The organism is Maribacter sp. Asnod1-A12, assembly GCF_045063735.1.
Lineage (GTDB): Bacteria > Bacteroidota > Bacteroidia > Flavobacteriales > Flavobacteriaceae > Maribacter.
The window spans coordinates 4214627-4237584 of record NZ_JBEFNZ010000006.1; the positions used below are offsets into that span (position 1 = coordinate 4214627).

Annotated in this window: 22 protein-coding genes and 1 other RNA gene; 16 read left to right on the plus strand and 7 right to left on the minus strand. The window is 33.9% G+C overall.

Going from position 1 to position 22958, the window contains the following annotated elements:
* Window positions 1-2: 2 nt before the first annotated feature.
* The 8 genes from ACJJVP_RS18025 (at window position 3) to ACJJVP_RS18060 (ending at window position 9187) form a co-directional block, all read left to right on the plus strand.
* Entirely contained in the window at window positions 3-1178 is a 1176-nt protein-coding gene (locus ACJJVP_RS18025) for an aspartate aminotransferase family protein (RefSeq protein WP_405415998.1), read from the plus strand.
* A 104-nt stretch (window positions 1179-1282) separates the two neighbouring features.
* On the plus strand, window positions 1283-2686 hold the full coding sequence (locus ACJJVP_RS18030) for a tetratricopeptide repeat protein (RefSeq protein WP_405416000.1): 1404 nt from the start codon (window positions 1283-1285) through the stop codon (window positions 2684-2686).
* 17 nt (window positions 2687-2703) lie between these two features.
* A complete protein-coding gene (locus ACJJVP_RS18035; RefSeq protein ID WP_405416002.1) occupies window positions 2704-3618 on the plus strand; it encodes a DUF368 domain-containing protein in 915 nt (304 codons plus the stop codon).
* 13 nt (window positions 3619-3631) lie between these two features.
* On the plus strand, window positions 3632-4651 hold the full coding sequence (locus ACJJVP_RS18040) for a DUF368 domain-containing protein (protein WP_405416005.1): 1020 nt from the start codon (window positions 3632-3634) through the stop codon (window positions 4649-4651).
* The gene (locus ACJJVP_RS18045; protein ID WP_405416007.1) at window positions 4623-5375 is read left to right on the plus strand and encodes a shikimate dehydrogenase family protein; all 753 of its coding nucleotides are present in this window, start codon (window positions 4623-4625) and stop codon (window positions 5373-5375) included. The genes ACJJVP_RS18040 and ACJJVP_RS18045 overlap by 29 nt, the downstream gene beginning before the upstream one ends.
* Window positions 5376-5523: 148 nt before the next feature.
* Window positions 5524-7542, plus strand: coding sequence for a DUF349 domain-containing protein (locus tag ACJJVP_RS18050; protein WP_036153350.1), 2019 nt, complete (start codon window positions 5524-5526; stop codon window positions 7540-7542).
* Between the two features lie 104 nt (window positions 7543-7646).
* Complete coding sequence (locus ACJJVP_RS18055; protein WP_405416012.1) at window positions 7647-8858, plus strand: ATP-binding protein; 1212 nt, start codon at window positions 7647-7649, stop codon at window positions 8856-8858.
* A 14-nt stretch (window positions 8859-8872) separates the two neighbouring features.
* Window positions 8873-9187: a hypothetical protein gene (locus ACJJVP_RS18060; protein ID WP_405416014.1), complete on the plus strand. Its 315-nt coding sequence runs from the start codon at window positions 8873-8875 to the stop codon at window positions 9185-9187.
* 55 nt (window positions 9188-9242) lie between these two features.
* Here the strand turns inward: ACJJVP_RS18060 and rny are convergent, their stop codons facing one another.
* From rny to ACJJVP_RS18080, 4 genes are all read right to left on the minus strand, one after another.
* Window positions 9243-10811, minus strand: coding sequence for a ribonuclease Y (gene rny / locus ACJJVP_RS18065; protein ID WP_405416016.1), 1569 nt, complete (start codon window positions 10809-10811; stop codon window positions 9243-9245).
* Window positions 10812-10861: 50 nt separating this feature from the next.
* Window positions 10862-10972: non-coding RNA, 6S RNA (ssrS, locus tag ACJJVP_RS18070), on the minus strand.
* 56 nt (window positions 10973-11028) lie between these two features.
* Window positions 11029-11325: a cell division protein ZapA gene (locus ACJJVP_RS18075; RefSeq protein ID WP_405416018.1), complete on the minus strand. Its 297-nt coding sequence runs from the start codon at window positions 11323-11325 to the stop codon at window positions 11029-11031.
* Window positions 11326-11338: 13 nt separating this feature from the next.
* Complete coding sequence (locus ACJJVP_RS18080) at window positions 11339-11629, minus strand: hypothetical protein (RefSeq protein ID WP_405416021.1); 291 nt, start codon at window positions 11627-11629, stop codon at window positions 11339-11341.
* A gap of 193 nt (window positions 11630-11822) precedes the next feature.
* Here ACJJVP_RS18080 and ACJJVP_RS18085 point away from each other — a divergent pair, with 193 nt between their 5' ends.
* Genes ACJJVP_RS18085 through ACJJVP_RS18095 form a run of 3 tightly spaced genes read left to right on the plus strand, consistent with a single transcriptional unit; the run spans window position 11823 to window position 16645 of the window.
* A complete protein-coding gene (locus ACJJVP_RS18085) occupies window positions 11823-13514 on the plus strand; it encodes a M23 family metallopeptidase (protein ID WP_405416023.1) in 1692 nt (563 codons plus the stop codon).
* A gap of 5 nt (window positions 13515-13519) precedes the next feature.
* Entirely contained in the window at window positions 13520-15985 is a 2466-nt protein-coding gene (locus ACJJVP_RS18090) for a carboxypeptidase-like regulatory domain-containing protein (protein ID WP_405416026.1), read from the plus strand.
* 9 nt (window positions 15986-15994) lie between these two features.
* On the plus strand, window positions 15995-16645 hold the full coding sequence (locus ACJJVP_RS18095; protein ID WP_405416028.1) for a hypothetical protein: 651 nt from the start codon (window positions 15995-15997) through the stop codon (window positions 16643-16645).
* On the opposite strand, the gene ACJJVP_RS18100 is transcribed toward ACJJVP_RS18095, so the two are convergent.
* A complete protein-coding gene (locus ACJJVP_RS18100; RefSeq protein ID WP_405416030.1) occupies window positions 16646-17791 on the minus strand; it encodes a cysteine desulfurase family protein in 1146 nt (381 codons plus the stop codon). It abuts the gene before it with no gap.
* Window positions 17792-17894: 103 nt separating this feature from the next.
* Between ACJJVP_RS18100 and ACJJVP_RS18105 the strand changes: the two genes are divergently transcribed.
* Entirely contained in the window at window positions 17895-18401 is a 507-nt protein-coding gene (locus ACJJVP_RS18105) for a hypothetical protein (protein ID WP_405416031.1), read from the plus strand.
* Here the strand turns inward: ACJJVP_RS18105 and ACJJVP_RS18110 are convergent, their stop codons facing one another.
* Entirely contained in the window at window positions 18402-18944 is a 543-nt protein-coding gene (locus ACJJVP_RS18110) for a Smr/MutS family protein (RefSeq protein ID WP_405416032.1), read from the minus strand.
* Between the two features lie 104 nt (window positions 18945-19048).
* Between ACJJVP_RS18110 and ACJJVP_RS18115 the strand changes: the two genes are divergently transcribed.
* The 3 genes from ACJJVP_RS18115 to ACJJVP_RS18125 are packed head-to-tail and all read left to right on the plus strand — an operon-like array spanning window position 19049 to window position 19978.
* Window positions 19049-19309: a DUF2752 domain-containing protein gene (locus ACJJVP_RS18115; RefSeq protein ID WP_405416229.1), complete on the plus strand. Its 261-nt coding sequence runs from the start codon at window positions 19049-19051 to the stop codon at window positions 19307-19309.
* Window positions 19310-19327: 18 nt separating this feature from the next.
* Window positions 19328-19666, plus strand: a complete 339-nt coding sequence (locus tag ACJJVP_RS18120; RefSeq protein ID WP_405416034.1) for a CCC motif membrane protein — start codon at window positions 19328-19330, stop codon at window positions 19664-19666.
* On the plus strand, window positions 19667-19978 hold the full coding sequence (locus ACJJVP_RS18125; RefSeq protein ID WP_405416037.1) for a CCC motif membrane protein: 312 nt from the start codon (window positions 19667-19669) through the stop codon (window positions 19976-19978). It abuts the gene before it with no gap.
* 51 nt (window positions 19979-20029) lie between these two features.
* Here the strand turns inward: ACJJVP_RS18125 and rocD are convergent, their stop codons facing one another.
* Window positions 20030-21310 (minus strand): ornithine--oxo-acid transaminase, encoded by a 1281-nt coding sequence (gene rocD / locus ACJJVP_RS18130; protein ID WP_405416039.1) that lies wholly within the window; start codon window positions 21308-21310, stop codon window positions 20030-20032.
* A 234-nt stretch (window positions 21311-21544) separates the two neighbouring features.
* Between rocD and rlmD the strand changes: the two genes are divergently transcribed.
* Complete coding sequence (rlmD, locus tag ACJJVP_RS18135; protein ID WP_405416041.1) at window positions 21545-22957, plus strand: 23S rRNA (uracil(1939)-C(5))-methyltransferase RlmD; 1413 nt, start codon at window positions 21545-21547, stop codon at window positions 22955-22957.
* Window position 22958: the final 1 nt, after the last annotated feature.

Consider the following 22958-nt stretch of genomic DNA (forward strand, 5'->3'; position numbering starts at 1 on the left):
ACATGAACAAAGACTTTCTAAAATATCAAGCACAGACTTCTCCCTACCCTTTAGGCATGGAAGTTTCCTATGCCAGCGGCAGTTATATTTATGACACAAATGGTAGTGCTCATTTAGATTTTGTTGCCGGAGTATCGGCATGTACTCTTGGTCATTGTCACCCAGATGTGGTAGATGCAATAAAAAAGCAAGTAGATAAATATATGCACGTAATGGTGTATGGCGAATATGCACAATCACCAGCAACCATATACACTAAATTGCTTGCGGATAATTTACCTGAACCTCTAGAGGTAACCTACTTGGTTAATTCTGGAACAGAAGCTATTGAAGGTGCGTTAAAATTGGCGCGCAGATATACTGGTCGTTCAGAAATTATTGCAGCTAAATCCGCTTATCATGGTAATACCATGGGTAGTTTAAGTCTTATGGATTTTGAAGAACGCAAAAGTGTTTTTAGACCTTTATTACCAGATATTTATCATATCAGTTTCAATAACAAAGAAGATTTAGAGAAGATAACCTCTAAAACTGCCTGTGTTATTTTAGAGACCATACAAGGTGGCGCTGGTTTTATACTTCCAACAAAAGACTATTTAAAGAAAGTAAAAGCGCGTTGCAAAGAAATGGGAGCGCTTTTGATACTTGATGAAATACAGCCCGGTTTTGGCAGAACAGGAAAGTTATTTGCATTTGAACATTTTAACTGCATCCCTGATATTTTAGTTATCGGCAAAGGTATGGCATCTGGCTTACCCGTTGGTGCTTTTACAGCTAGTAAAGAAATTATGCATACGCTAAGTGAGAATCCTAAAATGGGTCACATAACTACTTTTGGCGGAAATCCGGTAATTGCGGCATCTAGCTTGGCTACACTAAACGTGCTGTTAAACTCGACTTTAATTGCTGATACTTTAATAAAAGAAAAACTCTTTAAATCGTTATTAAAACATCCGAAGATAAAAGAAATTAGAGGTAAAGGATTGATGCTTGCCTTGATAATGGATTCTCCAGAAACAGCCAATGAATTGGTATTAAAAGCAAAAGAGAAAAATCTTATTCTTTTTTGGTTATTATTTGAAAATAGAGCGGTAAGAATTTCCCCGCCATTAACCATTTCAGAAAAAGAAATTAAAGATGGTTGTGCTATAATCTTGGCACTTCTTAACGCTATGTAAATCAGCGTTGTTAACTAATTTGTTAATAATATCGATTAACAAGATGGCTGAAACCCCATACAATCACTTACTTTTAAAATATCTTGTAAAACCAAATAGTGCCTATGGCGTTAGAATCTAACGAGAGACCGGACAAGCCAATAACAAAATTTGAATCAATGTTAAAGACAGATGATGTCTATTTCTTTGATGCAGAGGATTTTGAAGATATTGTGCACCATTACCTAAATCATGGGAAGATTTCTTTGGCTAAAAAAGGAATTAAAATTGGTTTACAGCAGCATCCAGCTTCTATAGAACTAAAATTGCTGCAGGTAGAAGTCATGGTTTTTGAAAACCAGATGGAAAAAGCCGAAGCCCTGCTAGATGAATTACAGCAGTTAGACAATAATAATGATGAAATTTACATTCAACGTGCCAACATTTTTTCTAAGAGAGATGACCATGCTGGCGCAATAGAATTACTACAAAAAGCATTAAGCTTCACTAATAATAGTTTTGATATCTACAGCCTACTGGGTATGGAGTATTTGTTCATGGACAACTTCAATAATGCCAAGGAGAGCTTTATGAAATGTGTGGAATTTGACGAACAAGATTATTCATCGCTCTATAATGTGGTGTATTGCTTTGAATTTCTTGAGGATTATGATGGTGCAATAGTTTACTTAAACAGCTATTTAGAAAAGAATCCGTATTGCGAAGTAGCTTGGCATCAGTTAGGTAAGCAGTATTATTTTAAAGAAATGTATACGGAAGCCTTAACTGCTTTTGATTTTGCAGTTATTTCAGATGATACTTTTATTGGCGCTTACTTTGAAAAAGGAAAAGTACTTGAAAAATTAGGTCGCCATAAAGAGGCCATTGAAAATTACGAAACCACCATTTCCATTGAAGACCCTACCTCTCATGCATTTTTAAGAATAGGAAAATGTTATGAAAAACTGAAGGATACTGAAATGGCCAAGTACTATTTCTACCAAACAGTACATGAAGATCCTCTTTTAGACAAAGGCTGGTTGGCGATTACAAATCTATATTATAATAGTAGAGATTTTGAAAAGGCAGTTTTCTATATTAATAAAGCTTTGAATATTGATGGTGAGAATCCGCAATACTGGAAAAAGTGTGCGCAAATTCACATGGCTTTAAAGAATTATGACCAAGCAGATTTCGCTTTTAAACAAGCAGTGGACCTTGGTAATTTTGAAATAGATACATGGTTAAGCTGGGCAGAGGTTGTTCACATTAACGGAGAGGAATCTGCTGCAGTAGAAATCTTAGCCCAAGGTAGAGAGTTTTATCCTGAAAATTTAAAACTTTTATATAAATCTGTAGGCTACCTACTACTTGCCAAAGACCCTATCAATGCACGTATTATGTTAATGGATGCATTGAAGATTGACAAAAAGCAGAAAAAACTACATTTGTTCACTGAAAATTTTCCAGAATACGGCAAGTCTGAATGGACACAAGAAATTGTAAGAAAATACAATAAAACCTCTTAGAATAGGTTCTACATTTCATGGACAATAGAAAACTAAAAAATTACACCTTCATATCTCTAAAAGGTATGGCAATGGGTATTGCCGAATTGGTTCCGGGAGTATCTGGTGGCACAATAGCCTTTGTAACAGGCATCTACGAAGAATTTATTACCTCTATCAATAACGTAAATCTAAAAACTTTAAAAGTTTTAAAGGAAGAAGGTTTTAAAATGTTTTGGGAGAAATTGAACGGTAACTTTCTTTTAGCCCTACTAATTGGTATGATGATCAGTATTTTCTCATTATCAAAAGTTATTGCTTGGTTATTAGAAGAACACCCAATTGTAACGTGGTCCTTCTTTTTTGGTTTGGTATTGGCCAGTGTCATTTTCGTCGCTAAATCCATAAAAAAATGGAACATTTTAGGTTTTATATTATTTCTAATTGCAACAGTCACCGCTTTCTATATAACCACCCTTCCTCCTTCTACTAGTTCTGGCAGCCTGCCATTTATCTTTTTATCGGGTGCTATTGCAATTTGCGCCATGGTTTTACCAGGTATTTCCGGTTCTTTTATATTGGTGTTACTAGGTTCTTACAAAACCGTTTTAGAAGCCGTTAATGAAAAAGATTTTGGAATTGTAATTACTTTTGCTTTTGGCGCTGCCTTTGGTATTTTAAGTTTTGCCAGAATTTTAAAATGGATGTTTACCAATTACAAAAATAGCACCTTAGCTTTTTTAACAGGTTTCATCTTAGGCTCATTGAACGAAATATGGCCTTGGAAGAATATCATCGAAATAATTCAGATAGGTAAAAAAGAAATAATCATTGACGAAAATATTTCTCCATTCGCTTTTCAAGGTGATAATCAATTAACCTTTGCTATTGTAGCTGCTGTAATAGGTTTTTCTCTTATTTTTATATTAGAAAAATCAGCTTCTAAGAAGTAACGCTAAAACCTACATGAACGAAACCCGATCCTTTACTGATAAATTTTTCTTGGTCGTAAAGGGACTTTGCATGGGCGCCGCCAATAAGGTACCCGGTGTTTCTGGTGGTATAGTTGCATTTGTTGGTGGTTTCTACGAAGAATTTATTTATTCGCTGCAAAAAGTAAATGGCAAAGCCTTTAAACTTCTTGTTAACGGAAGACTCAAAAGCTTCTACAGATATATTAACGGTTCTTTTTTAACCCTGCTCATTTTTGGCATGCTGGTCAGCTACTTCAGTATATCAAAAGTATTAGACTACTTTTTGGTTAAACGAGAACTCTATGTTTGGGCTGCTTTTTTTGGTATGATCTTAGGATCTATATATTACATAGGTAAAGATTTCGATTATTGGAAAAAGAAAACATTTACCGCTGCCATTATAGGCTTAAGTGTTGGTGTAGCCATTAGTTTTCTTAGTCCCGCAAAGGAAAACGACAACTTACTTTTTATTTTTTTATGTGGAATGATCAGTGTATCTGGTATGACTTTACCTGGGCTATCGGGTTCCTTTATATTAATATTACTAGGTAATTACGTACTCCTTTTAGTAGATTCCGTTAATGCCTTATACGATACATTCTCAGAATTATTAGTAGGTGATTTTAGCTTTACTTCTAATACGGAAAGGTTGCATACGCTCAAGATTTTAGCGGTATTCACCTTAGGTTCCGCTACAGGCTTAGTAACCCTATCCCATTTATTAACTTATGTTTTAAAACACTATAAGCACATTACTACTGCTACTATTTTAGGTTTCATTACAGGGTCTTTAGGAGTAGTATGGCCGTGGAAAAGAACCATTTTTAAAACGGGAATTAATGGAGAAAATATTTTAGATACGAACGGAAAACCGATAATAATGAACTATGAAAGGTTTCTACCAGATTTGACCACCGTAGAAAACTGGACGGCTATTTTCTTTATTATCATAGGTATTAGTATTTTGCTACTTTTAGATTGGTATGGAAAAAACAGAAGAACAGAAAGCTAATTACGGCTTAATAGGAAAAGATATTTCTTATTCATTTTCAAGAGGATATTTTAAAAAGAAATTCGAAGATATGGGATTGAATCATTGCCAATATCAAAATTTCGATTTGCAAGCCATATCAGAATTCCCGACTATATTTGAAACTACAGAAAACGTAAAGGGTCTAAACATAACTATACCTTATAAAGAAGAGGTCATGGCTTTTTTAGATGATATGGATATGGCTGCAAAAAAAATTGGAGCCGTTAATACCATAAAATTTACAGAAAATGGTTTAGTTGGTTTCAATACCGATGCCTATGGGTTTGAGAAATCTATAGAACCATATTTAAAAGAACACCATAAAAAGGCATTGATCTTAGGTACGGGAGGAGCATCAAAAGCAATCGCATTTGTATTGGATGAATTAAGAATTAATTTTTCTTTTGTGTCCAGAAGTGGTAAAAATAATGGATATACCTATAGTGAGTTAAATGATGATATTATTGCTGACCATACCTTGATCATAAACTGCTCTCCAGTAGGTACCTTCCCCAATATTGAAGAAAAACCTGCAATTCCGTATTCCCAAATCAACAAACAACATCTTCTTTTTGATCTCATTTATAATCCTGAAGAAACTGCTTTTCTTGCTGCCGGTAAAGCTAATGGCGCATCTATATGTAACGGACATAGAATGTTAGAGTTTCAGGCCGAAAAATCATGGGAAATTTGGAATCGATAACTATCCTTCTTCACATACATTAATTAGAAAGACAATGTAAAATATAGGTTTACGCTAGATTACTCTTTGGTGATTTAACTAAAAAGAACAATCAATTCTTTGCCAGTCGTAGGGTTGTTACTATCTTGTAAGCATATAATTTAGGATTATGTCTGAGGATAAAGAACAACAATTACCAGAGAATTCAATTGAGGAAAAAACTACGACCGAAACCACTGAAAACGTAGTGGAGGAAACCGTTAATCCTTCAGACGAATCAACACCATTACAAACAGAAACTACAACTGCACCAAATGAAGATGCAGAAGAAACTGATGTAATGAATGAAATTGACGATTCTAATGCAGAAGATGCAGAAGATACCGACAATGAAAAAAGACATGAGATCCCAATGCCAGATTACCATGACATGAGCATGGAAAATTTGGTAGGTGAATTACAACGTTTGGTTAAGAATGAGAAGGTACAAGCCATAAGAAAACATGTTGATTCTATTAAAGACGAATTCAATCAAAAATTTGATCAGTTTTTAGAGGAAAAGAAAGAAGAATTCATCTCAAACGGAGGTAATGAAATTGACTTCAGATACAATTCTGTTGACAAACAACAATTTAACGAAGTATACTCAGAATACAGAGACAAGCGCAACCAATATTACAAGAGTTTAGAAAAGAGTCACAAAGAAAATCTTGCCTATAGATTAGACCTTATTGAACAATTAAAAGCCTTGGTGAATGTAGAAGAGGATATTAATACAACGTATAACAATTTTAAAGACATACAAGCTAAATGGCGCCATGCCGGACCAATACCTCGTGCAGATTATAACAATGTCTGGAAAACATACCACCACCATATTGAAATATTCTACGACTTTTTAAATATCAATAGAGACTTAAGAGATTTAGATTTTAAGCATAATCTAGAAGAAAAAGGTAAAATAGTTGCTAGAGCAGAGGAACTTTCTAAGGAACCAGATTTAAATAGGGCATTTAGAGAACTACAGGTATTGCACAAAATCTGGAAAGAAGATTTAGGTCCTGTAGGTAAAGACCATAGAGAAGAAATCTGGGATCGTTTTAGTGCAGCCACAAAAATTATTCATGAAAGAAGACAAGATTACTTTAAGAATCTTGATAAGATAAAAGAAGAAAATTTAGAGCGAAAGCACGCAATTATTGCGGAGATAAATACACTTAGTGAAAATGTATCCAGCAATCATGGTGCACTTCAACAACAGATTAAAAAATTAGAGGAACTTAGAGAATCTTTCTTCAAAGCCGGTCAAGTACCGCAAAAAGTGAATTCTAAGACATGGAATAGCTTTAAGGCAGCGGTTCGCGCATTCAATCAGAATAAAAATGCTTTTTACAAGAATCTTAAAAAAGAGCAACAAGAGAATTTAGAGAAGAAAAGAGCTTTATTGGAAATTGCGGTTTCTTTAAAAGATAGCGATGATTTTGATGCTACAACTTCAGAAATGAAGCGCATACAAGGCCAATGGAAAAAAATTGGACATGTCCCAAGAAAATATTCAGATAAGCTTTGGAAAGAATTCAAAACAGCCTGTAACCATTATTTTGATAGATTAAATGCACTTAAAAGTGATGCATTTAAAGAAGAAGAAGCAAATTTTAAACTTAAAGATGAATTCATTAATCGTCTTAAAGCTTTTGAATTAAGTGGTGACAAAGCAAAAGATTTAGAAGCTATAACAAAGTTTTCCGAAGAATGGAAAACCTATGGTAGAGTTCCTTTTAAAAAGAAAAACATCAATCAAAAGTTCGATAAAATTATAGATGCACTATATCAAAAATGTGGTGTTAGTAAACAAGAATCTGAACTGTTGAAATATGGTAACAAAATTCAGCAATTAAGTAACAATGATAATCAAGAGCGTGCAATACAAAATGAGCGTGCCTTTATTAGAAAAAAGATTGATGAGAGTAAAGATGAGATTAGACAACTAGAGAATAATCTACAGTTTTTCTCTAATGCTTCTGAAAGCAACCCATTGGTACAAGACGTTATAAAAAGAGTCAACCAACACAAAGAATCTTTATCCGCTTGGAAAGCAAAATTAAAGAAGTTGAATATCTTAAAAAACAATCTACTTAAAGAAGAGGAAGAAGCTGAGGATACTGAAGAAACCAAAAGCGAGGAGTAGCTTTACTTCTAAATTGAAAAATATATAACATTTATACATTTTATACGTTATTTATGTAAGAAAAAACTTACTTTAATTATTGTAAGTAGTTAGTTACACCTAAAATGGTCAAACCAGAAATACCGAATAACGAGAAACAAAGGTTAGAAGCCTTAAAAAGTTTTAATGTACTTGATACATTGGAAGAAAAGGAATATGACGCTATTACGCGTATAGCCGCAGATATTTGTAATACTCCCATGGCCTTAGTTTCCCTTGTTGATGAAGACCGACAGTGGTTTAAATCTCACCACGGTATAGATGCCACAGAAACTCCTAGAGATTTAGCTTTTTGCGCACACGCCATTAATTCTCCAGATTCTTTATTATTGGTTAATGATGCCAATAAAGATGAACGATTTTTTGACAACCCTTTGGTTACAGGCGGTCCGTCAGTGCAATTTTATGCTGGCGCTCCATTAAATACAAAAGAAGGTCAATCCATTGGCACCCTGTGTGTTATAGACACTAAGCCAAGGCAGGAGTTTACAGAAAAACAACAAGCATCTTTAAAAGATCTAGCTGATCAAGTAATGGCTCAGTTAGAATTGAGAAGGCAAAATATACGGCAGAAGATTGTTAATGAAGAATTACGAATAAAGAACAATCAACTAAAACAATTATCATATCGAATGGCGCATGATATGAAAACACCATTATTGGGCATTAGCTCAATGGTTGGCTTTATTAAAGAAGATTATTCCGATTTTTTTAAAGATACCGAAATACCAAAATATCTAGGCATCATAGACACTAGAGTTGATTACATGGAATCTTTAATCACTGGTATTATCAATTACAACTCAATAACCAATGCCGAGATAAATCTTGAAAAATTTAATGTATCAAAAGAAATAGAAAATGTACTTAGTAAACAGTCTGATAATGAATCTGTTTCTTTACATTTAGAAAATTGCGATCACGACATTAATCATTCTTTAAACAGCTTTGACCAAATTTTTAGAGATTTAATATCTAACAGTATTAAATTCACCGATAAGTCTGATATTGAAATTACGGTTTCTTTTAACGAAGATGAAAAATCATATTCTTTTACTTATGAGGATAATGGTCCTGGCATACCAGAGAAATACTGGAAAAAGGTTTTCTTATTATTCGAAAAACTTAGTACGGAAGGTGCCACCGATACCGGTATTGGACTAACCACCATTAAAGAGCTTATAGAAAAACTAGGCGGAGATATCACTATAGGCAAACGTAGTGACAATAAAGAGGGAGTGCATTTCAATTTTACACTTGCCAAGAACCTTAATTAAAAGTATTAAGGTATATGAAATCAGTAATCTGGATTGTAATAGTTATTTCAAATTTCATTTTTATACCATCAAGCAAGGAACTACAAGTAATAGGGAATCAAACTAAGACAGTGAAGAAAGAAGCTTACTTAGTATTGAATACAAAATGTAACTTCTGCCATTCCGTTAAGAAAAATAGAACTATTTTTTCCCTTGAAAATATGGACGGACTAGCAAAAGCGATAGAATTTCAAGTGTTTACAAAGAAAAAAATGCCGAAAGGCAGAAAAAATAAATTATCATCCTTAGAAGAAACCCAATTATTAAATTGGATTAAAGCTTTAGATTAGAAACAAAAAAAGCCTCTATAAATAGAGGCTTTTTTTTTATTATTAATTGTGTTTATTACTTGGCAACGTTAACTGCTCTTGTCTCTCGTATTACAGTAACTTTAACTTGACCTGGATAAGTCATATCGGTTTGTATTTTTTGAGAAATCTCGAAAGACAATTGTGCAGCTCTGTCATCATTGACTTTTTCGCTCTCAACAATTACACGAAGCTCTCTACCTGCTTGAATAGCATAAGCCTTCTGTACCCCACTAAATCCAAATGCAATCTCTTCTAGATCTTTTAAACGTTGAATATAAGAATCTAAAACCTGTCTTCTTGCTCCTGGTCTAGCACCACTAATGGCATCACAAACCTGAACTATTGGGGCAATAAGCGTTTTCATTTCAATTTCATCGTGGTGAGCACCAATAGCATTACATACTTCTGGTTTCTCTCCAAATTTCTCTGCCCACTGCATACCTAAGATAGCGTGTGGAGTTTCAATTTCATTTTCGGTATTAGGTACTTTACCTATATCATGTAAAAGTCCGGCACGTTTAGCAATTTTAGGATTTAATCCTAATTCAGATGCCATAACACCACAAAGTTTAGCAACCTCTCTAGAGTGTTGTAACAAGTTCTGACCGTAAGAAGATCTATACTTCATTCTACCAACAGCACGTATTAATTCTGGGTGTAAACCGTGAATACCCAAATCTATAACCGTACGCTTACCTATTTCAACAATTTCAGTCTCTATTTGCTTCTCTGTTTTCTTAACAATTTCCTCTATTCTTGCCGGGTGAATTCTACCGTCTGTAACCAATTTATGAAGCGATAGTCTTGCAACTTCTCTTCTAACAGAATCAAAACAAGAAAGAATAATAGCTTCTGGCGTATCATCAACAATAATTTCTACACCGGTAGCCGCTTCTAAAGCTCTAATATTTCTACCTTCCCTACCAATAATTCTACCTTTAACATCATCAGACTCTATATTGAACACAGACACACAGTTTTCAACCGCTTCTTCAGTACCAATTCTTTGAATGGTATTAATGATGATTTTTCGTGCTTCTTGCTGTGCGGTAAGTTTAGATTCTTCAACAGTAGACTGTATAAAAGCCATTGCATCTGTCTTAGCAGTTTCTTTTAAACTTTCTACCAATTGATTTTTAGCCTCATCTGCTGATAGACCAGAAATAACTTCTAGCTGTTGAATTTGGCTTTTATGCATTTTATCCAACTCCTCGTGACGTTTAACAAAAAGTTCTTTTTTCTGTTCTACATCTTTAAGTTTATTATCTAACTGAGAATTCATGTTCTTGTTTTTGGCAAGTTCACTACTCACTTGAGACTCTTTATCTCTAGTTCTCTTCTCTGCTTCGCTTATCTTTCTGTCTTTACTATTAATTACCTTTTCATGTTCAGCTTTTAATTCTAAAAATTTCTCTTTCGCCTGTAATATCTTTTCTTTCTTAACACTCTCCCCTTCTGCATTTGCATCTTTTAATATACGTTCAGCGTCTTTCTTTGCATTTATTATGGTTTTAGAGGCTTTCCCTTTTTCCAAAAATTTTGCTATTGCAAAACCGATTGCCAGCCCAACTATTGCGGCAATAATTATCATTGTACTATCCATATTGTAATTTATTAGTAAAAAAAAAAGCCCACATTGGAGAAGTTTTGATCAAACTCCGGTAAACAGGTTTAGGGCTAACAGACTGATCAAGGATCCCTATACGAGTAGGGCCTGCTTTTACAATCTAAACTCACCCTTTTTAAAAAAAATAAATGTTGAGTTTGTCAAAAGGTATTACCAATGTGGGCAGTAACTTAATGTATTTATAAGAACGTTTTTATTTCAAAGCTAATTTAGATGTAACCAAATCTTCAAGTGCTTTTAAGCGCTCTTCAGCTTCTTTGGTTCCTTCTGTTTGCTCTATGCCATTCTGTTCAATTTTAGACGCAAATTGCAAGGCGCACATGGCCAAAACATCTTGTTTATCTCTAACTGCATAGTTCTGCTCAAATTTTTTAGCCAACTGTTCTATATTCTTGGCTGCTTTACGCAAGCCTTCTTCCTGAGCGGGGTCAATAGTCAATGGATAGACCCTATCAGCAATAGAAAGTTTTATTTTGAGCTTTTCTGACATATTATTATAAACATTACTCCGACAATTGAGCTATACAATGGTCCAACTCTCGTATTAATGTATTTATTTTAAGCTTAGCTTCTGTTTTATTGGTATTACTGCCAAGCATTGAATTAGCTAGTTTAAGCGAATTATATTTTTCTTCCCATTCAGACACCGTTTTACTGGCACTTTCTTGTGAAGATTTTATATTCCTTAATTCTTTTTCCAATTCTAGATTAGCATTGTTCAAAACCTCAAGTTTATGCAACAATTTGCTAATTTTATTTTCTAAAGAATCAACGATTTTAATTAACTCGCCCATACATTACAATCAATGCGATTTACACAAAGTTAACATACATTATATGACTTAGCAATAGTTTTTTCAAATATTCGTAAATCAGCAGTACATAAATTCAGAATACACAACCATATACTCTTTGTAATAATTTTTGCACCCTCAACTTCATTGAATTGTATTTGATTAATTATTTTCGCAGTATTCCTATCTACCTATGAAAAAAATATCCCTTGGTCTGTTATTATTATTTTGTTTTAGTCTTTTCTCACAAGAAAAATACCCGAAAGATGTTTTTGGTCCACCAATGGATATCCCCATTATTTTAGCGGGTACTTTTGGAGAGTTACGTTCCAATCATTTTCATTCTGGTGTTGATATAAAAACACAGCAGCGAGAGGGAATCCCGATCAACGCAATAGGTGATGGTACTATAACCCGAATAAAAGTTTCTCTTTGGGGTTACGGTAAAGTGCTTTATATAGCCCACCCAAACGGGTATACATCAGTTTATGGTCACCTTCAAAAATTCTCACCTAGAATTGAAGCTTACATCAAGAAATTACAATACACTAAAAAATCGTTCGAAGTAGAAGTATTTCCCGATTACGGGGAGTTGAAAGTTTCTAAAGGCGAACTTATTGCCTATAGTGGTAATACAGGTGGTTCTGCAGGTCCGCATTTACATTTTGAAATACGAAGTAGTATTTCTGAAAAACCCACCAACCCTTTAATGTACGGTTTAGAGGTTGCCGATGCTACTAATCCTATTTTAGAAAAATTATTTATTTATCCGTTAACAGATAACTCTCATGTTAATAATAATTACGAAAGAACACAGATAAACGTTAGTAAACAGAAAGATGGTACATTTTTAGCGGATAAGGTAACTGCTTTAGGTGAAATTGGAGTTGGCTTTATTGGATTTGATAGGTTAGATATGGCCGCCAATAAAAATGGCGTTTATAGTGTAGAACTTAGTGTAAACGGCAAAGTGTATTCTTTATATGATTTTGAGAAATTTTCATTTGGAGAAACCAGATATATAAACACACTTGTAGATTATGATTATTATGGTAGAAATAGGCAAAAAATTCAAAAGAGCTTTAAATCGCCAGGTAACAAGCTTAGTATTTACAAAGACCTATATAATGATGGCAAAGTTAAAATAAACAAAGGCTTAAGTTATAATGCCAAATTATTGATTAAAGATTATGCTGGTAATAAAATTGAGGTCAACATACCTATTGAAGGGGTAAAGAATCTATTGGGCAATAAAAAGGTTATAGAAAAAACCGACAACTATGTAATCGCAAAAAAACCCAATAATTTTGATTTAGAAGGTGCTAAGGTATATTTCCCAACAAACACTTTTTATGAGGATTTTTATATTGACTTAAAGAAAGGAAAAGATACGGTTACCATACACACCAACACTGTGCCTGCACATAGAAACTTTACAATCACTTTTGACGTTTCTAAATATTCACAAGAAGAACGAAAGCAATTGTTTATCGCCAGATTAGATTCTAAACTTAGACCAAACCACACTAATACGTATAAACGTGGTAATGAATTTACAACAAGAACACGTAATTTAGGAACATATACTTTAGCTAAGGATACTGTAGCGCCAACCATAAGAACCAAAAACTTTAAAGAAAAGCAATGGTTAAATAATTACAAGTACCTAAGTGTACAGATTGCAGATGACTTAAGTGGTGTAGACAAATATTCCGCTACCTTAAACGGAGAATGGATATTAATGGAGTATGAACCTAAGCGCAATACCCTTACTTATAATTTTGACGATAAGATTGCTGATCAAACGCAATGTGTACTTGAAGTTACCGTTACAGATAATGTAGGTAATACAAACACCTTAAGCACCTCCTTTTACAGAAAATAATATAGTTGAAACTTTATAATGTTCTAAGCCTGATATTACTGCTGTGCAGCTCCATTGGTTTTGCTCAGAACGCTACTATTTCTGGTATAGTACTATGTGCAAATAATGAACCGTTACCAAATGTCAATATATCCTGTAAGGGTTTAGGAACCACTACAAATTCTGACGGATTCTATATTCTAGAGATTACCTCAGATATAGAGAACACCATAGTTTTTTCTCATATTGCATACTTAGACGTCGTATTGGAAAAATTACTATTGAAAACGAACGAGACCTTTGAGTTCAATCCTGTTTTAAAAAATGATGTTACCCAAATAGACGGCGTAACCGTTTCTGCCACTGGGACCAAAGAAGCTAATAACATTCTGAATATTTCTCCAGAGAAAATCAGAAAAATACCAGGTGCAAATTCAGGGGTAGAGACCATATTAAAACTCTTACCAGGCGTATCTTCCAATAACGAATTAAGTACGCAGTATGCGGTACGCGGCGGTAATTACGATGAAAATTTAGTGTATGTAAACGAGATAGAAGTGTACAGACCCTTTTTAATTCGTTCTGCACAACAAGAAGGATTAAGCTTTGTTAACAGTAACCTAGTACAGAATGTGAAATTTTCAGCTGGTGGTTTTCAAGCAAAGTATGGTGATAAACTAGCTTCCGTATTAGATATTAAATACAAGACCCCTACTCTATTTTCCCTTAGGGCAGATGTAAGTTTTCTTGGTGCAAGCGCAAGTTTAGAAACCGTTTCTAAAAATCAAAAATTGAGCTCAGTATCCGGCATAAGATATAGAAACAACTCTTTACTGGTTAATACCCTGCAGACACAAAGCAATTTCAATCCGGCATTTACAGATATTCAAAGTTATTTGACCTACCGTTTTTCACCTAAATTTCAGCTAAATTTTCTAGGTAACCTAACTGTCAATGATTACAAGAACGAACCTTTAAACAGACAAACTAATTTTGGAACTATAGATAATCCTCAGGCATTAGTAGTTTTTTATCAAGGACAAGAGACAAATAAATATACCACCGCATTAGGAGCTTTAAAAGGCAGTTATTTTTTAAATGAGAATACGACATTAAAATTGATATCCTCAATTTATCATACTACGGAAGAAGAATATTCAGATGTTGTTGCAGCCTATGAGCTTGGTGATGTTGATAGTAATTTAGGTAGCGATACGGCTGGCGAAGTGTTAACTTCTCGAGGTATAGGTTCTCAGTTCAACAGAACGAGAAACGATCTAGATGCCTTAATATTTAATCTAGAGCACAAAGGCTTACACACCATGGGTAATTCTATTTTGGAATGGGGAGCAAAATATACTCATGAAGATATACGCGATCAATTACGTGAATCTGAATTTATAGATTCTGCAGGATTTTCCATTAGACCACCTAGAAGTGAATTCATAAACAATCAACCTTCTGAACCATTTGATGCACCTTTAGAAGCATATAGCGGATTAAGCGCTTTGAACTTTGTGAAGACAAATAGGTTTTCTGGCTACGTTCAATTGGGAACACATAAAACATGGAGCAATGCAGATGTGTATTACAACGTTGGTGTACGCTCTCATCATTGGACAGTTAGTGGAACCGGAGTTGAAAAAGTATCACAAACCGTTTTTAGTCCGCGTGCGCAATTTGCTATAAAACCCAACTGGGATAAAGATATGCTCTTTAGGTTATCTACAGGGATATATCACCAACCACCTTTCTACAGAGAACTACGCGACAACACTGGCACAATACAGCCAAATGTAAAAGCACAAAAAGCATTTCATTTCGTAGCAGGTAATGAGTATAGTTTTCTTCTTTGGGATAGACCTTTTACATTGATAAGCGAGGCGTATTACAAAAAATTGGAAAATGTGAATTCGTATACTTTAGAAGATGTACGTATAAGATACGCAGCCAATAATGACACTGAAGCTTATGTTTATGGAGCGGAAATTAGATTAAACGGTGCCTTTGTACCAGGAACGGAGTCTTGGGTAAGTCTAGGTTATTTAAAAACCGAAGAGAATAGAAACAATAGAGGCTATATACCCAGACCTACAGATCAACGCGTAAAATTTGGCATTCTCTTTCAAGATTACATACCTACGATTCCAGATTTAAAAATGTATTTGAATTTGGTTTATCAAACAGGTGTTCCCGGTGGATCTCCAAGTTATGCCGACCCATATATTTTTCAGAATAGATTAAGAGATTATAAACGTGCAGATTTAGGAATTTCATATATTTTTGCAAATAAGAACAAACAATTTCCAAAAACACATTGGCTACGCAATTTTAAAGAATTGAGTTTAGGTTTTGAAATTTTCAATTTATTCAACAATCAAAATTCAATTACCAATACTTGGGTAAGAGATGCCGACAGTAAAAATGAATATGCTGTACCAAATTATCTTACTTCTAGGGTTTTAAATTTAAAATTGGGTATACGCCTTTAAACAATACAAATGAAAAGAATACTTTTCTTACTAGCATTTATTTCCTCATTTGCTGTAATGGCTCAGAAAAACATTTATGAAAGTCCAAGTTTTGATAACTTGAGTGCTGACCATAATGTATTAGCTATCATTCCTTTTTTAACCAATTTAGATTTAAATGAAAAAGTGTCTAAAACGGAACAAAAAAGATTAGAAGAAAACGAAGGTTACGCTGTGCAAAATGCTTTAGAGACTTATTTCTCTAAGCGTAGTAAAAAGAAAAAGCTTCCGGTAACATTTCAAAACATTGAAAATACAGCAGCTATTTTAGCTAAGAAGAACATCAGTTATGATAATATCGATGTATATACCACAAAAGAGCTAAGCGAAATCTTAGGTGTTGATGGTATTATTAGTGGCACCTTAGATTTAAACATACTACTATCCAACGGTATACCAACAGAGTTCAGCTTTACAGACTATTTCTCTGGAGGGGCAAATTACGGTAGAATTGGCATTAAAATAAGCGATGGCGATTCTGGTAAACTTCTTTGGAAGTACGAAAAGGAAATCAATAAGAAAACCGGTAAGAACACCACTGATCTTATTGACCGCATGATGAAATTAGCCATTAGAAAATTCCCTTACGAGAGAGAACGCAAAAGGGATCGTAAAAATTAATTAAGCTTCCACAAGATCCTTTAAGGCTGCAATAGTATAATCTATATCCTCTTTGGTATTATACGTTGAGAATGAAAAACGAACAGATGGCTTTTTCATATCCTCATCAGATAATATCTGGGTAAGTACATGAGAACCAGCATCACTACCAGACTGGCAAGCACTACCTTTAGAACAAGCAATACCTTTCATATCTAAATTAAACAAAAGCAACATCGCTTTTTCTTCAGTAATAGGTAAACATACGTTTACCAAAGTATAGGTACTCTTCTCCAAATCGCCAGAATGCCCATTAAATTTGACATCAGGTATTTCTTTATTTATCTGTTCAATGAAGTAAGATTTTATGCCTTCAACATATTTCTTTTCTTCTTCTAAGTTCTCGTATGCATGAATAAAAGCCTCTTCCAAACCAACTATATTATGAAAAGACTCGGTACCGGCCCTAAGCCCACGTTCTTGAGAACCACCTGAAATCATACAGCTTAAACCTGAATTCTTACGAATAAAGGCAAAACCAATACCTTTTGGTCCATGAAACTTATGAGCGGCAGCAGCTAAAAAATCTATTGGAAATGCTTTAACATCCCAATTATAATGCCCTAAAGACTGTACGGTATCCGAATGTACGAGCGCATCATACTTTTTAGATAAAAGGGTAATTTCCTCTAAATTGATTTTATTTCCTATTTCATTATTTACATGCATTAGGCTAACCAATTTTTTGGAGTCATCTTTTTGTAAAAGTGTTTCTAAATGAGCTACATCAGGATTACCAAATGCATCTAAATCCACATATAACAATTGAATCAATCCTTTCTGTTCCAATTCTTCTACAGTATGTAAAACTGCATGGTGCTCAATTCTCGAAGTGATTATGGTTTTTACATCCAAATCACGAACCGCACATCTAATAATCATATTATCTGCCTCTGTACCGCCAGATGTAAATATAATTTCTGAAGGCTGAGCATTAATATATTTAGCAATAGCTTTACGTGCACTTTCAATAGCAGTTTTTGCAGTCCGACCAAAACTATGCGTAGAAGAAGGGTTTCCATAAATACCCAAAGCATCTTGCATTTTCTCAATTACATTAGAATGTACTTGTGTTGTAGCGGCATTATCTAAATATACATGTTTCATATAGACGTACTCTAAAATAAATAAACAACAAAAATAGTTAATTAACCTATAATTGACAGTGATGCGACAGACAGATTTGTAAATTTTAAATTAAATTTGAATTATGAAAAAATACATTTTAATAGGTTGTTCTATATTGTTCTTTGGATGTAACGATGGTGACTTACAAATAGAAACCGTTGATTTTGACAGCATAGATACCATTGAGAGCTGTAATGATATATCTGCTTCAAGGGAAAATGTACTTTTTAAAATAAACGACGATGAAGCCTTAATTCTAAATTTACCTAGTGAATTATTAAAAAACGAAGCTACTACTACTGATATAACCAGTGAAGTACCTGGCAGTTCACAGGTAAGCTACCGTATATTTTCTGAGACTGTTACAAGTTCATATTTTTGTGACTCTCCACCACCACTAACACCAACGGTACTAGAAGAAATCGAAGCCGAAGGTGGCAGTATCATAATAACAACAATTGAAGAAGATAGCGTTACCTATAACCATACTATTCAACTAAGCGGTATTAGCTTTCTAAATGAAAACGGAAGTAGAATTACTGATTTACAAGTCAGTGAATTTGGCACTGTGACAACAACAGTAGAATAATTAAAAATTCTGATATATATATACTTCGGTTGCCCCTAAACCATATTTTTGATAATCGGCATCGTAGTACTTTACATTATCATATTTTCTAAAAAGATAACCTAATTCTTCTTTTAGTACTCCCTCACCTACACCATGTATAAAGACAATTTTCTGTATTCTCTTATTAATAGCAAAATCCAACTGACGTTTGGCAGTATCTAACTGTAAGTTGAGCATTTCGAACTTACTCACCGATTTAGGGTTTTTCATAAGTTGATTAATATGCAAATCAACTTCCATTTTTGGAGCTGTACGTTCTTTTGACTTTAAAACTGTTGTTTTTCTGCGTTTAGGTATTTCCTTTTCCTTCTTAATTTTAGCGACTTCATAATTAGAAACACGAATATCATCGGCTATTAAAACCAATTCATGAGCGCTAAATGTTAACGCAAACCCATCATCGCTTAGTATAGTAACATTAATACCATTAATAGACTCCACAACGCCTTTTATGACATCGTCAATAGTTTCTACCGTATCACCAATATTAAAATGAGGCATGTTTTTATTTTGAATACACAAAAATAATGGTAATTTTCGGACTATTAATTTATTTAAAGATGCGCATTAAGGCATTAATTATTTTCTTAGGATTAGAAAGTTTTATGTTACCCTGTTTCACTAAACAGATAATTGGTGTTGATTGCCCCGGTTGTGGTCTTCAGCGCTCGCTGCTATTTTTAATTAAAGGGGAATTCGTTTCTGCCTTCTTAATGTATCCTGCTATTTACCCAATGTTGTTACTTTTCGGCTTTTTGGGACTTAACAGACTCTACCCTTTTAAACATTCAAATACAATTACAATTATACTTATGGTAAGTACCGTAGGTTTTATTTTAACCAATTACATATTGAAATTTATCTAATAACTAAACCTTTAAATTATGGAACAACAAAAATTACCAAATGTAACAATTGCTCTTATTCTAAGTATCGTATCTTTTTTATGCTGCTGTGTAAGTGCGGGTATTGGAGGTATTATTTTGTCTGGTATTGCACTAATTTTAGTAAACAAAGACACTAAAATTTATCAGGGAAATCCTCAAGAATATTCAAACTTTAGCACTCTTAAAACAACTAAAACAGTAGCGATTATAGGACTAGTCTTAGGAGCTCTATCTCTTAGCTGGACAGTTTATTCAATAGCTTCTATGGGCGGCTGGGATGCATATTTGGAACAAACCTCTGAAATTTACGAACAACTTGGAATACCAATGGAATAAATGAACAATTCAGAACATCAACCAATACCAGGCTCTAGTAACGCATTAACTTTTGGCATTTTATCTATTGCATTAACCCTTTTTTGTTGTGGTCCCTTTGGTGCTATATTTAGTTTCATTGGTTTAAGCAATGCTAAAAAAGCTAAGAGTTATTTTGAAGCTAACCCTGGTAATTATAGAGGGTATGAAAATATTAATACAGGAAGAATTCTTTCTTATATAGGACTAGCACTAGCTCTTATTTACCTAGTATTCTGTATTCTCTATTTCGGATTGATTATTGCTTTCTTTGCGACAGCCGATTTTCAATAAAAAGATAATAATCAAAAAAAATCCCCGATTTACATCGGGGATTTTTTATTTCTAGTATTTAAATTCCTGTAGTGTTTTAATAATAATAGAAACACAATCTAAAAGCTGTTCTTTTGTCATTACCAATGGTGGTGCAAATCGTATAATATTACCGTGTGTTGGTTTTGCCAATAATCCGTTTTCTTTTAACGCCATACAAATGTCCCATGCAGTAGAACTATCTTCACTATCATTTATAAGTATTGCATTTAAAAGACCTTTACCTCTAACACTGTTTACCAAATCTGTAGTCGGTATAAATTTATTTAGTTCAGCTCTAAAAAGCTCACCTAGTTCAAAGGCATTTTCTGCAAGCTCCTCATCTTTTACCACTTCTAAAGCAGCCATACCAACGGCAGCGGCAATTGGGTTGCCACCAAAAGTACTACCATGATTTCCTGGGCGTATAACACCCATAATATTATCATTCGCTAAAACTGCAGAAACAGGGTATGCCCCACCGGACAAGGCTTTACCTAATATCAAAATATCTGGTTTAATTTCAGGTATTCCACTACAATGTTTATCTGGGCAAGAACAATTACCACATGTTGCCAACAAACGACCTGTTCTGGCAATACCTGTTTGTACTTCATCTGCAATGAACAATACATTATATTTTTCGCACAAAGCTTTCGCTCCGCTTAGATAACCTTCAGATGGTACATAAACACCAGCTTCACCTTGTATAGGCTCCACTAAAAAACCAGCGATATTCGAATTTGATTTTAAAACATCCTCTAGAGCAGATAGATTATCGTACTCTATTTTAATGAATCCGTCAGTATACGGACCAAAGTTCTTACGAGCAACAGGGTCATTTGAAAAAGAAATTATAGTTGTTGTACGACCGTGAAAATTATTTTCGCAAACAATTATTTCAGCATTGTTCTCTGCAATACCTTTTTCTTCATACGCCCATTTTCTACAAATTTTCAACGCTGTTTCTACAGCTTCTGCACCTGTATTCATAGGTAACAACTTATCAAAATGAAAAGTTTCGGTTGCATACTTCTCGTATTTACCCAACATATCATTGTAAAATGCTCTAGAAGTCAAAGACAATGTTTTTGCTTGTTCTGTCATAGCATTTACAATTTTGGGGTGACAATGCCCTTGATTTACGGCAGAGTAAGCGGAAAGAAAATCATAATATTTTTTTCCTTCCACATCCCAAACATGAACACCTTCCCCTTTACTTAATACAACAGGTAATGGGTGATAATTGTGAGCACCGTGTTTTTCTTCTAATGCAATAGCATCCTTAGAAGTGATGTTTTCTAAAATTGACATGATAAAAATTACTTTAAATAAAACTTTAGCAATTCCTTCTATACCTTTTTCCTTTCAAATCCCGAAAAAGTCATCGGGGCGAAAATTCAGCGTGGGAGAGAAATCATCCTGTAGAAATTCAAAAATACAAATTTAAAGGTTGATTCATAAAAATTACGACAAATCGATTCAATAACTTGTTAATACTATCAATAACTATATTCTCAATTCAAAGAAACCCATTATTTTTGCCAAATGCGAAAAAAGACAAAACGAGTAGTTTTTGAAAATATAATGGTGACCGATGCAGCTGCAAAAGGGAAAACTATTGGCAAAGCCCCAGATGGTAGAGTTATTTTTTTAAACAATACCGTACCAGGTGATGTGGTAGATGTGCAGACTACAAAAAAGCGAAAAGCTTATTTTGAAGGAACAGCAATAAATTTTCACAATCTTTCCGATAAAAGAGTAGATCCAGTTTGTCAGCATTTTAACGTATGTGGAGGTTGCAAGTGGCAAGATATGGGCTACGAGCATCAACTTTTTTATAAGCAAAAAGAAGTAGAAAATAATCTTAAAAGAATTGGACATTTAGATTTACCTGAACTTAAACCAATACTAGGTTCAAAGCAAAAATACTTTTACAGAAATAAAATGGAATTTTCTTTTTCAGACAGCCGTTGGTTAACACTTGAAGAAGTAAAATCGGATAATGAAATCGAAGATAGAAATGCGTTAGGCTTTCATATACCAGGTATGTGGGATAAGATTTTAGACATTAAAAAGTGCCATCTACAAAAAGATCCATCAAATACTATTAGATTAGAGACTAAAAGATTTGCTACGGAGAACGGATTGACATTTTTTAATCCAAGAAACCAATATGGTATGCTTCGAACATTAATGATACGTACTAGTTCTATTGGTGAAATAATGATCTTAGTTCAATTTTTCGAAAATGATCAAGAAAAAAGAGAGTTACTTTTAAATCATCTTTCTACAACTTTTCCTGAAATCACATCTTTATTATATGTAATCAATCCAAAACAGAACGATACTATTTACGATCAAGAAATTAGCTGTTTTTCTGGAAGAGACCATATTTTCGAAGAAATGGAAGGACTGAAATTTAAAATAAATGCCAAATCTTTTTATCAAACAAATTCAGAACAAGCATACGAATTATATAAAATTACCAGGAATTTTGCTGATTTAAAAGGTAATGAATTGGTATATGACCTGTACACAGGTACAGGCACAATTGCTCAATTTGTTTCAAAAAAAGCTAAAAAGGTAATTGGTATTGAATCAGTACCAGAAGCAATTTTAGATGCTAAGGCAAATGCAGAGCGAAATGAAATAATGAACGTCGACTTTTTTGTGGGTGACATGAAAAATGTCTTCAACGAACAGTTTATTAATAAGAACGGTATACCCGATGTCATTATTACCGATCCTCCACGAGATGGCATGCATAAAGATGTTGTTCAACAGATATTAAACATTGCGCCAAACAAAGTTGTTTATGTAAGTTGCAATAGTGCTACACAGGCAAGAGATTTAGAGCTAATGAAAGAAATGTACGACATAACTAAGGTTCAGCCTGTAGACATGTTTCCACAGACTCATCATGTAGAAAATGTTGTACTTTTAGAAAAGAAAGCTTAGA